Source organism: Actinoplanes sp. NPDC020271 (genome assembly GCF_044388125.1).
Lineage (GTDB): Bacteria > Actinomycetota > Actinomycetes > Mycobacteriales > Micromonosporaceae > Actinoplanes.
In genome coordinates this window covers 24,069-35,190 of the sequence record NZ_JBIRWQ010000050.1, presented here as the reverse complement: position 1 = coordinate 35,190, position 11,122 = coordinate 24,069, and the positions used below count along the sequence as shown (strand labels likewise).

The following is an 11,122-nucleotide window of genomic DNA, read 5'->3' as shown; positions in this document are numbered from 1 at the left end:
CCCGCTCACGCAGCTCATCGGGGTACTTCTTCGGTGCCGCCATAGCGAGATTCTCTCCCAGGTTTGGATGTCTCCATCAAACCCGGGGCGGAACACACCGCAGGGTGGATGCACGACTTGGCGGACTGGACAGGCCGCTGGTCGACATACCGAAACGCGCCCGGGAACGTCTGATGATGGCCACGCACGTTCACTCGGCCGGCAAGACGCCCTCAGGCCTGCATTACGCCCAGCATGGTCCGCCGCCGGTCACGGGAGATCGCCGACGCACGGCGGTGCGAGACACCAGCAATGACATCGAGAAAAAGGTAGGGCGATGGTTCTCCGACAGGACTGCTCCATCCGGAATGTGACCGTGGGCGTTGCCGCCTGCATCGCGGACTACGGCCTAGCATTCATCGAGGACGACAAACTCGATGCACTGAGCGCGGCCCTACTGGTCTTCCTCAACACGGCCGGCATACCGACCCACGTACCGGAGCCGACCATCCCGACACCGGGCAACTCGAAGTGACGCACTGCAGCGGAGCAGACCCGCCGGACCCAAAAACACTGGTCAGCACCCATCCGGACGGACAGCTGCTCGACACCGGATCACCATCGGATCACCACGGTCCCAAAGCATGGGATTTCCGGGCCCAAAGGTGGGAACGAAAAAGGCCGTGACCCCTGTTTCCGCAGGTCACGGCCTTTTCACGAAGTGCGCCCGAAGGGACTCGAACCCCTAACCTTCTGATCCGTAGTCAGATGCTCTATCCATTGAGCTACGGGCGCTCGTTCAGTGCTCAGTCAGCATACACACCGACTTTTGCGCGGAGACTCCGGGATTCGAACCCGGGATGGGCGGTTAACCCAAACCGCATTAGCAGTGCGGCGCCATAGACCAGACTAGGCGAAGTCTCCTCCGGTGACCCGTGAAGGTCACCGAGGATTGAGGATACCGGACCGCTTGAGGCCCGCACAAAGAGGTCGGCCCGAAACCTCCCGAAGATCTGCCACGAAGGCCACGAACAGGCGAAACGTTGCGGTTGCGACTACGCTGCGCAGGATGGAGGAGAAGCAGACGCCGCGTGCCCGGGATCCGCGTGCGCCCTTCAGCGCGCCGGAGTCGGAGGAGCCGACCGCTCGGCCGTCGCGCCGCGGGGCACCGCCGACGGTCACTTTCCAACCGCCCCGCCCCGGGACGAGTGCTGAAGGTCACCCGTCAAGAACCACTCCAACCCCTCTTGCGGGTACGCGAGAGCAGGCACCCGAGCCACAACCAGCGGCCGGCACCTCGGCGAATGTGGCGAAGCCCACTCGCACACCCCGCCCGGCGCGTCCCGTCGATGACGGCGTGAGCCCCGCGAAGAAGGCCCCGGCGAAGAAAGCGGCGCCGAGGGCCCGCGCCGCCGCGAAGACCACGCCCGCGAAGGCGGTGTCTACCCCGGCCGAGCCCACCGAGCCGACGAAGCGGACTGCTCCGACAAAACGCCCCCGCAAGACCACCCCGCCCGAGGCGACGCCCGCAGTGAAGGTTGAGGCAAAGCCCGCAGCGGAGGTCGAGGCAAAGCCCCCGGTAGAAGCAGTGGAGGCAGTGGGGGCAGTAACGGTCGAACCAGCACCGACCCCAGCAGTGGTCGAACCAGCACCGACCCCCGTAGCGGTCGAACCAGCACCGACCCCACCAGCAGTAAAGGCCCCAACCCCGGACCAACTACTGCTCGACCTCTGGCCCCGCCTGCTCGCCGACCCCCGGAACGCCCCGAAACTCCTGGCCGATGCCGCCGTCGAGATCTTCGGTCCGCGGGCCGCCGCCTGGGCCGAACGCACCCGGGCGACCTACCCCACGGCCACTCCGCAGGCGCTGGCCCGCCTGGCCACGGCCCGTTTCACCCGCGCGGCCGGCCGGCGCAGCCTGCTCAGTGCGCTTTCCGGGACGTACGCGCCAATTGCTCTTGTCGGTAGCGCGGCGATCACGCATGCGAGTCTGGTGCTGCATCTCGCCGCGGCCTACGGCGTGGATCCGACTGGTCCGGAGCGCGCCGCGGAGATCCTGGTGTTGTTGCCGAGTTATCGCAGCGGCGCGGCTTGGGCGGCGCTGCGCCTGGCCGATCGGGTGCTGCCGGGAACGTCGCTGGTCAGCGCGGTTCTGGGTGGCCGGAACGCGACGGAGGCGGTCGCGACGCGGGCCGAGCGCCGTTACGGGTGGTATTGCAGCCAGCTGAGCCAGGAGTCGGGGAGCAGTTCGTAGCCGACGAACGCGGTGGTGTCGAGGAGGCTGTGCGCCACGATCAGCGGCATTACCCGTTTCGTCCGCAGGTAGAACAGCGCGAACACGACGCCCATCACGACGTTCCCGATGAAGCCGCCGAAGCCCTGGTAGAGGTGGTAGGAGCCGCGCAGCACGGCCGAGCACAGGATGATCAGTGGAACGGTCAGCCGGCCGATCTGCTGCAGTCGCGTGATCAGGTAGCCGACGACCAGCACTTCTTCCAGCACGGCGTTCTGGATCGCGGCGAGGATCAAGACCGGAACCGTCCACCAGTACGCGTTCAACCCGCTCGGCACGATCTGTGCGCTCAGCCCGAGTTGCAGGGCGGCGTAGACCAGGAGCAGCCCGGGGATCCCGATTCCGGCGGCGAGTCCGGCGCCCCAGCCGATGTCGAAGCCGGGCCGCCGGAAGTCGATGCCGAGGTCGCGCCCGGGTCGCAGGCCGTCGCGGCGCAGCAGGTACCAGACGAGGAGCACCGGGATCAGGTCGAAGGCGATGCCGAGCAGCTGGTTGGTCAGGTCGAGGTAGGGCCGGGCCGACGTGGTCGGGTTCAGCGTCGCGGTCTGGCTGGCGAGCGGTTTGCCGGCGGTGAGTTTGGCGGTCAGCGACACCACCGACCAGATCGCCGACTGTCCGAGGGACAGCAGCAGGACGATGGCGATCTCGGCGGGGTACGCCGATCGGGTGGACTGCTGTCCTTCGAGAGTCACGCGGCCCACTCTACGAGGGCACAAAATCGGTCATATAGACAAGCGGCAGGTGACGAGTCGCACTTGAAGTGCGTCGTGTTCCCGACTGTGCTGACCACCCTGAATGCATGGGAGACCTCGCACGCTTGCTCAAGGAGAGCTGGAGTCTCGTCGAGGAGCATCAGGACAAGGTCGCCGGGTATTTCTACGCGCGGTTGTTCCTGTCGCACCCGGACCTTCGTGAGCTCTTCCCGGTCCACATGGACGTGCAGCGGACCCGCCTGTTGAGCGCGGTCGTCACCGCCGTGCAGACCCTGGAGGATCCCGAGCGGTTCGACGACTACCTGCGTGCGCTGGGGCGGGATCACCGCAAGTTCCACGTGATCCCGGAACACTACGAGGTGGTGGGCGGGGCGTTGATCGAGTCGATGCGGGCGTTCGCCGGCGAGCAGTGGGGTGTCGAGTACGACCAGGCGTGGGCCGACGCGTACGCGGTGATCGCGTCGAAGATGCTGGCCGGCGCCGACGCTGATCAGAATCCGCCATATTGGTATGGCGAGGTCGTCCAGCACGAGCGCCGTTCCCGGGACATCGCGGTCTTCACGGTGTTGCCGATGCAGCCGCTGGAGTTCCGCGCCGGGCAGTATCTGAGCCTGGAGGCGACCCGGTACCAGCCGCGGCTGTGGCGCACGTATTCACCGGCGAACGCCCCGCGGCGCGACAACACGCTGGACTTCCACGTCCGCGCGCTCGGCGCCGGCTGGGTGTCCAGCGCGCTGGTCCGCAAGCTGCAAGTAGGCGACATGATCAAGCTGGCTGCCCCGATGGGGTCGATGACGCTGGACCGAAGATCGACCCGGGACGCCGTGTTCGTGGCGGGCGGCACCGGCCTGGCGCCGGTCAAGTCGCTGCTGGAGGAACTGACCCGGTACAACCGGACCCGCTGGGTGCACGTCTTCTTCGGTGCGAGGACCCGCGAGGATCTGTACGACCTGGCCGACCTGAACCGGCTGGCGGCCCGCTATCCCTGGCTGTCCGTGGTGACGGCGTGCAGCGACGACCCGGGTTTCGCCGGCGAGCAGGGCAACATCTCGGACGTGGTGGCCCGGTACGGCCCGTGGAACGAGCACGACTTCTTCGTCTCCGGCTCCGGCGCCATGGTCAAGTCGACCCTGCGGACGCTGGCCGAGCTGCAGGTTCCCTCGATCCGGGTCAAGTACGACGCGTTCAGCGACTAGTAATCCCAGGGCCGGCCGGTCTGCTGGTACTGCGCGATCGGGACGAGCTTGGCGTCCGGTGCCATCCGGTCCACGTACAACCGGCCTTCCAGGTGGTCGATCTCGTGGCTGACGAGCCGGGCGAGGGCCCGCTCGAAGACGGTCACCACCCTCGTGCCGTCGAAGCGCGCGTGCTCCACCTCGATCCGCAGTGGCCGGGCGACCAGGCCGCGGTAGTCGAAGAAGGAGAGACACCCTTCGTACTGCTCGTCGCACTCCGTCGACTCGCCGACGACACGCGGGTTGAGCAGCACCACCGGGTCGATCTCGCGTTCCGGTGGGCGGACCACGGCGGCGGCCACCGGGATCCCGATCTGTGACGCGGCCAGCCCCACGCCCTTGCTGAACTCGTGCAGGTCCTCCAACTGGGCGAGGGAAGTGAGCAGCCGGGTGACCGTCTCCCGGGCGGCCGGCACCTCGCGGGGCAGCTGGAAGTGCCGGGAGCGTTGGCGGAGCAGGTCGGAGCCGCGCTGGATGATTCCGATTCCGCGCATCCGGTGCGAGGCGCGGGGCAGGGTCGGCTCGGAGGGTGCGAGGTCCTCGTACTGCGGGGCGTCGGGGCCGCGGAACCGCCATTCCAAACGGTACCGGGCGTTCAACAAAGGCTGATCGGTGGACCACTCGAAAATGGCGCGACCTCCCTCATTGCGGCGTTCCAGGGGACTGCGTACCGGGACTTCCGCGTTCAGGGACACCTCGACGCCCCACACCTGGGGTTCGAAGCGTTCCGGGAAGTCCAGGCGCACGGTGAGCGAGCGGGTGGGCAGCCGCACGGCGCGCTGGAACCACTGACCCCACTTCTCCTCACCGACCGTGTAGGCGTACTCGATCGTGGTCCGTTCGCCGGGGTAGAGCGGGAACTGGCCGCGCTCGTTGGCGAACAGCAGCCAGAGTTCCTTGGCCGCGTCCCGGTCGAGCTTGATCCGCCACTGCATGGGCTCGGCCGCGTCGCCCTCGCCGGCCACCGCGTGGACGTCCATGTCGTCGAGCGTGAGCGGGTGCTCGCGGTGGTGCCGGTTGGAGCCGGGCGGGTCGTTCGGGTACCGGTCGACGGAGATCTTCACGAGGTACCGGGTGACCGCCTCGGTCCCGGCGTTGTAGAGCGAGCGACGCACCCGGCAGCGGTAGGCGCCCCCGATGTACGCCAGTTCGGCGATCTCGCGCTCCACGACCAGGCCGGTTCCGGGTGGCAGCCACTGGGCCGGCACCGGCGGGTCCCGGTGCATCACCCCGCGGGCGTGCCGGAGCTCGTCGTACTCCTGGAAGCGTTGCCAGATCATCCCACCGGCACCCAGCACCGCCTCGGCCCGGCGGGCGAAGTCCTCGGTCGGTTTGTGGCGGCGGCCCTCGACGTGGCTGACATAGGAGGGATCGAAGCCCATGCGCGCAGCGAGCTGCTTCTTTGTCATTCCGCGCTCGACCCGCCATTGCGCAAGCGCCGTAACGAACTGATCTGCGGCCCGTTCAATGGGCGAGGTGGTCATCACGGATGTCCCCTTCGCGACGGCACTCTCAGTGTCACGGCATCGGGTATCCGGATGGGGCTAGTAGCGCGTTGCCGACAGGTACCTTGACAAAACCGGCAGTCCGGCAACGCTACGTCAGGTAATCCTTGCAGAGGGTATTGATCCCAAAAATCCCAGGTACATTGTTGGTTAGGCTACCCTTAACCGGGTACTCTCGGTCGCCTTGGAGCACTGCCGTCGAGACTGCGTGAAGCGGTGAGGTGGAGAAGCTGGTGAACGCGTGACCCTCACCCTGGAACTCACCGGTCCCCACCCGCTGGCACCCGTGACCCACACCCTCGACGCCATGTTCGGCGGCTTCCGGGCCCCCTCGCTGGCCCCCGGGCTGACCGTGCCTGACCAGGCCGGATGGGCACCCGCCAGCGACCTCACCGGCCCGGCGCTGACCACCCTGCTGGAGTCAGCCGGCCGCCGCTGGAACGCGCAGCCGCACGCCGCCGCCGCCCTCGCCTGGAAGGCGTACACCTACTGGCTCGCTCTTCCGGCGGTCCTCGGCTGGGCCTCCGCACGGCGCGTCCCACTGATGACCGCCAGTAACGTCATGACGAGCTTCGCCAACCCGAGCGTCATGATCACGGTCGGTGTGCGCCCCGGGATTCCGGTCGCGGTCCTGCCGAACGACCCGCTCGCGCTCAGCGGCCACCCCGACGCGGTCGTCGTCGCGGACGAGACCGCACTCCTCGCGGAATTCCGCCGGACCTTGCTCGACGAGCACCTGACGCCCCTGCTGGACGCCATCCACACCCAGGTCCGCCTGGGCAGGCGCCCCCTGCTCGGTTCGCTGGCCTCCGGCATCGCCTACGGGATCCTGCGCTCGGCCGACATCACCCCCGGCGCCTCGGCCGAGTCGATCGACCTGCTGCTCGGCGCGCTCGGCATCCGCGACCTGATCGACCTGGTGCCCGCGCGCCACGGCAAGCTCGACGTCCAGCGAAAGACGTGCTGCCTGGCCTTCACCCTGCCGACACCGAAACTCTGCCCCGGCTGCTGCATCAAACCCTGACCGGTCGCGGTTTTCCGATTATCGGATTACGGCCGCGCCCGTTCGCAATCCAACATTCCCCGAACGACGCGGCTGCGACGACTTCCGGCCGCCTTCCGGTCGCGGCCCGACCAGATCAAAATCAGATTCCCGCCGTACGTCGTGAAGATTCGACCCGCGGGCCGGTCGCCCGCGACGTGACTAACGCCGCCGTTCCCGATGGCATACAAACCGGCGGTCGGGGGCACAAGAAACCCATGACCGCCGCAGCCACCCGAACCACTCGACATGCTTTGTCGCCGAGAAGGAACGGGGCAGCCGTAGCCGGTGCGCGAACTGGTCAGCTGTCGCCGTCGGCGGAGACCACCGCGTCCGGGTTGTCGACCAGGTGGCGGACGTCCCACATCCAGACCCCGCCGGTCCAGGTCGGGCGGAAGCCGAGCAGGTCCGACATGGTGCGCAACATCTCGATGTCACGGGTCTGCGGGGTCAGCACGACCACGCCGGCCTTCCAGTAACGCAGGTCGGCGAGGGTCATCTCGCGCCGCGCGTCGGTCACGTCGGGGGTGGGGTTGCCCTGCCGGATCGAGGCCATCAGCCCGCTGGTCGGCCGCCACGGCGGAGCGAACGCGGCGGTGTGGTCGGCCGGATCCTGCGGGTTCTGGTTCGGGAGCAGCGCGTACGCCCCGGCGATCCGCATGTCCTGCTTGGTGTAGGCGCTCCAGCGCAGCGGATCCGGGTACGAGCTGTCCGGCAGTGGCAGGGTGACCACGGTGTGGCTGTCGTCCACGTACTGCCGCCACGCGCCCGAGGTGACGAAGGACGGGACCGGGTCCATCCGGACCGCGGCGAGCTGGACCGGCACGAGCGGCACGAGGGCCATCGCCACCGCGGTGATCATCGCGACGCGGATCGGGCCGCGGGTGTGCGGCTGGGTACGGACCAGGTCGGCGGCACGCTGACAGCCGAGGGCCAGGACGATCGCGACGACGGGCACGATCGCCATCGCCCAGCGGGTCGGGACGGCCGAGTTCAGCACCGGCAGGTGGTGCAGGAACGCCCAGATGCCCGGAACGCCGGTGTCCTTCCCGTCCAGGTAAATGCGCGGTCCGAGCGACATCGCCCCGAACAGCAGCGCCAGAAATCCGAGGGTGAGCACGGCCGCGCTGCGCCGCAGCCAGAGGACCAGCCCGAAGAAGAGGACGACCAGGCCCCAGCCGAAGAACGCGTTCTGCTCCGACGGGTTCTGCGCCAGCGTGAGCGGCACCTCCGGGTTACCGGCCACCGAGTGCGTCGAGTAGGCCGTGAAGGATCCGAGGTCCGCGCCGAAGCTACGAACATAAACGGACAGACCCTGGTACGACTGCGGGCCGAAGAACTGCACGCTCAACGGGTACGCCAGGGCGGCCACCGTGACCGCGGCGGCGATGACCAGCCCACGCAGGAACGCGAGCGCCTCACCGCGGTGCCGCCGGCGCCGGACCAGGGCCATCACCAGGCAGAACACGCCGACCCCGACCGCGGTCATCAACAGGACCTCGAGGTTGATGAACGCCTGCCAGATCAGCAGACCACCGAGAATCAGGCCGTTGCGTACCGCGCGAGCGGGCACGCGCAGCTCCAGGGTCCGCCAGATGATCAGCGGGACCACGAACTGGGAGACGATGTTCGGGTGGCCGGCGGCGTGGGCGATCATGCTCGGCGCGAACGCGGCGAAGAGCGCCCCGACCCACGCGGCCAGTCGCGAGGCGACCACGCGGCGTGAGAGCACCAGATACCACGAGGTACCGGTTAAAGCCAATGCGCCCGTAAGAAATACGTTGAACGCCACATGCGGACCAAAGAGAAGAGTGATGGGCGTCAGTGGCAGCGAAACAGCCAACGCCGAGGTGTTGGCCATCATGTTCACCCCATCGGGGTAATTCATGCGATCCGAGAAGAACGGATAGACGCCATCCGTGAGCACTCGGGCACCGTGCGCCAGCATCCACTCGAAGAAAGCCTGATCCTGCGGATCATCGCGCAACTCATGATCAAGATTGAGCCACAACGGCGCGGTGACGAAGAGGGCGACAGCCAGGAAGCTGCCTATGGCGAGAACGTCGCGCCACGTGACGACACGCCACAGAGGACGGCGCCGCGCAGGCACTCTGACCTGCTCATCCGCAACTTCTGTGGCCGGAGCGGGGGAGGTCGGAGCGGCCGTTTCGATGCCGCCCTCAAGTGCGCGCAGCTCGGCGTCCAGGTCCTCGGCTGCGGTCACTTGGCGGGGCGGCAGAACGTTCTCACCGGCCGTCTGGCTCGTCGAGTCAAAACCCGTAATCGTCATAGCATCGGCGAGCCTAACCGAGGTTGGGAAGAGTTCCGCGGTGTGCGCCCGCAGCGTGATAGAGACGATATGTACGCGTGTTTTCCGCGTGTCCATGGATCAACCGCAGCGCGACGCCGGAGCAACCCGTAACCCGCGCGTATACCCCATCTACCTATGTCTCAATCAGGCCAAAAATCGGCGTGACACAGCAGTCAACTTTCGGATAGCGGCGATAGGTGGTTAACTTCACCGGTCCCGCTGTCAGCATCAGATCGGCAAGACGAGGGAACCTCACCTATGGCAGACATCACTGGAGACCAGCGGATCCAGTCCGAAGTGCTCGAAGGCCTTGCCACGGCTGTGAACCACCGCCGGTGGTTCGTCGAGCTCGCTCTCCCATACCTCGGGGACAACCCCATCGAGATCGGCAGCGGCCTCGGCGACTACGCGATCGAGTGGGCCGAGCACCTCCCGCGCTTCACCGCCACCGAAGCCGACCCGGATCGGCTGGTCCTGCTCAAGGAGCGGATGGCCGGGCACCAGAACATCGAGGTGCGGCAGATGCTGCTGCCCGCGCAGGACGCCGACGGGCAGTACAGTGCCGCCGTCTCCTACAACGTGCTGGAACACATCGAGGACCACGTGGGCGCGCTGCGCAGCATGCGCGACCTGGTCCGCCCCGGTGGCCGCGTGATCATCATCGTGCCGGCGTTCATGTTCGCGATGAGCCAGGTCGACATCGCCACCGGTCACATCCGGCGCTACACCAAGAAGACGCTGGGCGCGGCGTTCGCCGAGGCGGGCCTCGAGATGGAGAAGCTGCACTACGCGAACGCGCTGGGCCTGATCGGCTACTACGGCGCGACCAGCATCTTCAAGCTGGCCCCCAAGGAGGGTCCGATGGTGAAGGTGTACGACTCGCTCGTGCTCCCGGTCACCAAGGCCGCCGAGCGGATCATCCACCCGCCGTTCGGCCAGTCGGTCTTCGCCGTCGCCCGGACGCCACGCTGACGGCGTACTGAGTCAAGCGAGGCGGCGGCCGACCCGGCCGCCGCCTCTGCGTTTCCGTCGGACCTCGACCCGCCGCGGGTCAGCCCCGCACCTCGAAGGTCGGACGGATCGTGGCCCGCGCCAGCGTGTGGAAAGCCAGGTTGAAGCCGACGTAGGCGGGCGTCGCGTCCGGCGCGACCTCGAGCGCGTCGACGTCGATCGCGTGCACCGCGAAGACATACCGGTGCGGGCGGTCACCGGGCGGCGGCGCGGCCCCGCCGTAGGCCCGCTCGCCGTAGTCGTTGCGGACGCAGAACGCCCCCTCCGGCAGGGGGTCGGCGCCCCGATCAAGAACGGTCACCGAGACCGGCAGGTTGACCACCACCCAGTGCCAGAACCCGCTCCCGGTCGGCGCGTCCGGGTCGAAGCACGTGATAGCGAACCCGTGGGTCTCCTCGGGGAACCCGGACCAGGACAACTGCGGCGACAGGTTCTTCCCGCCGACACCCGTGTGGGCGTGCAACTCGTCGAGCGGCTGCCCGTCCGTCACATCCGCGCTGGTCACCGTGAAGGACGGCACCTGCGGCAGCAGATCGTACGGATCAGGGGCCAGAGCTCGGTCAAGACTCATCGGGGCCTCCGGCGAAGTAGCTCAGCTGACCTGGGTGGCTCAGCAGGTTCTGGCGCTTTCCCGCGATGGGCCGAGAGTAACCGCCGTAGATGTCGGCGGCCTTTCGCCGGTATTGCGCGGTGCCGTCCCTCGTACGGGTAAACGCACAGGTGGTGCGCACCGGGATCGCGATGCCGGGCGATGCTTCTGTCAGACATCCGACCGGGTGCGTGCGGCCGAGATCCCCGCGCCTGGTTGCGATCGGTCCAAGCCAGCCGGCACCCGCTGTGACGGGTGCCGGCTGGACCCATGTTCCCCTCAGGTCCTTCCCGACGCCCGGCTTGACCCGACGCCCCCGCATTGCGCCCGCCGGGGGGGGGGGGGCCGCCCAAGCGAGCGCGGAGGGGGGCGGTGTGTGGGCCGGCGGGGGCCCCGCGCCCGCCGCGCAGAGGCGCCGGGCGCGGGGCGGCGCGGGAGGCGCCG

General features: G+C 68.0%; 9 protein-coding genes and 2 tRNA genes. 5 read left to right on the top strand and 6 right to left on the bottom strand.

What is annotated here, in order from left to right; genetic code table 11:
* The first annotated feature begins 316 nt into the window (after positions 1–316).
* Positions 317–514: a hypothetical protein gene (locus ACH442_RS46515; protein WP_396344632.1), complete on the top strand. Its 198-nt coding sequence runs from the start codon at positions 317–319 to the stop codon at positions 512–514.
* Positions 515–701: 187 nt separating this feature from the next.
* On the opposite strand, the gene ACH442_RS46510 is transcribed toward ACH442_RS46515, so the two are convergent.
* Both ACH442_RS46510 and ACH442_RS46505 read right to left on the bottom strand, forming a co-directional pair.
* A tRNA-Arg gene (locus ACH442_RS46510) sits at positions 702–774 on the bottom strand.
* Between the two features lie 39 nt (positions 775–813).
* A tRNA-Ser gene (locus ACH442_RS46505) sits at positions 814–903 on the bottom strand.
* 673 nt (positions 904–1,576) lie between these two features.
* On the opposite strand from ACH442_RS46505, the gene ACH442_RS46500 reads away from it, so the two are divergent.
* Complete coding sequence (locus tag ACH442_RS46500; protein WP_396344630.1) at positions 1,577–2,233, top strand: hypothetical protein; 657 nt, start codon at positions 1,577–1,579, stop codon at positions 2,231–2,233.
* Here ACH442_RS46500 and ACH442_RS46495 read toward each other — a convergent pair.
* A complete protein-coding gene (locus ACH442_RS46495; protein WP_396344629.1) occupies positions 2,182–2,964 on the bottom strand; it encodes a CPBP family intramembrane glutamic endopeptidase in 783 nt (260 codons plus the stop codon). The genes ACH442_RS46500 and ACH442_RS46495 overlap by 52 nt on opposite strands.
* A 107-nt stretch (positions 2,965–3,071) precedes the next feature.
* Between ACH442_RS46495 and ACH442_RS46490 the strand changes: the two genes are divergently transcribed.
* Positions 3,072–4,181 (top strand): globin domain-containing protein, encoded by a 1,110-nt coding sequence (locus tag ACH442_RS46490; RefSeq protein ID WP_396344628.1) that lies wholly within the window; start codon positions 3,072–3,074, stop codon positions 4,179–4,181.
* Here the strand turns inward: ACH442_RS46490 and ACH442_RS46485 are convergent.
* Positions 4,178–5,704, bottom strand: coding sequence for a peptide deformylase (locus ACH442_RS46485; protein WP_396344627.1), 1,527 nt, complete (start codon positions 5,702–5,704; stop codon positions 4,178–4,180). The two genes, ACH442_RS46490 and ACH442_RS46485, sit on opposite strands and share 4 nt — an antisense overlap.
* A gap of 328 nt (positions 5,705–6,032) precedes the next feature.
* Here ACH442_RS46485 and ACH442_RS46480 point away from each other — a divergent pair, with 328 nt between their 5' ends.
* Positions 6,033–6,749, top strand: coding sequence for a hypothetical protein (locus tag ACH442_RS46480; protein WP_396344636.1), 717 nt, complete (start codon positions 6,033–6,035; stop codon positions 6,747–6,749).
* Between the two features lie 319 nt (positions 6,750–7,068).
* Here the strand turns inward: ACH442_RS46480 and ACH442_RS46475 are convergent, their stop codons facing one another.
* Positions 7,069–9,057: a hypothetical protein gene (locus ACH442_RS46475; protein WP_396344635.1), complete on the bottom strand. Its 1,989-nt coding sequence runs from the start codon at positions 9,055–9,057 to the stop codon at positions 7,069–7,071.
* Between the two features lie 279 nt (positions 9,058–9,336).
* Here ACH442_RS46475 and ACH442_RS46470 point away from each other — a divergent pair, with 279 nt between their 5' ends.
* Positions 9,337–10,050 carry a class I SAM-dependent methyltransferase gene (locus ACH442_RS46470; RefSeq protein ID WP_396344626.1) on the top strand — a complete coding sequence of 238 codons (714 nt, stop codon included), beginning with the start codon at positions 9,337–9,339 and terminating at the stop codon, positions 10,048–10,050.
* Positions 10,051–10,129: 79 nt separating this feature from the next.
* Here ACH442_RS46470 and ACH442_RS46465 read toward each other — a convergent pair whose 3' ends face one another.
* Positions 10,130–10,660, bottom strand: coding sequence for a YbhB/YbcL family Raf kinase inhibitor-like protein (locus tag ACH442_RS46465; protein ID WP_396344625.1), 531 nt, complete (start codon positions 10,658–10,660; stop codon positions 10,130–10,132).
* Between the last annotated feature and the right edge of the window lie 462 nt (positions 10,661–11,122).

What these genes read in the sequence shown, in the direction of transcription:
- ACH442_RS46465 (WP_396344625.1), bottom strand. Translation starts at nt 10,660, where the DNA reads ATGAGTCTTGACCGAGCTCTGGCCCCTGATCCGTACGATCTGCTGCCG.
- ACH442_RS46490 (WP_396344628.1), top strand. Translation starts at nt 3,072, where the DNA reads ATGGGAGACCTCGCACGCTTGCTCAAGGAGAGCTGGAGTCTCGTCGAG.
- ACH442_RS46515 (WP_396344632.1), top strand. Translation starts at nt 317, where the DNA reads ATGGTTCTCCGACAGGACTGCTCCATCCGGAATGTGACCGTGGGCGTT.
- ACH442_RS46480 (WP_396344636.1), top strand. Translation starts at nt 6,033, where the DNA reads ATGTTCGGCGGCTTCCGGGCCCCCTCGCTGGCCCCCGGGCTGACCGTG.
- ACH442_RS46470 (WP_396344626.1), top strand. Translation starts at nt 9,337, where the DNA reads ATGGCAGACATCACTGGAGACCAGCGGATCCAGTCCGAAGTGCTCGAA.
- ACH442_RS46475 (WP_396344635.1), bottom strand. Translation starts at nt 9,057, where the DNA reads ATGACGATTACGGGTTTTGACTCGACGAGCCAGACGGCCGGTGAGAAC.
- ACH442_RS46485 (WP_396344627.1), bottom strand. Translation starts at nt 5,704, where the DNA reads ATGACCACCTCGCCCATTGAACGGGCCGCAGATCAGTTCGTTACGGCG.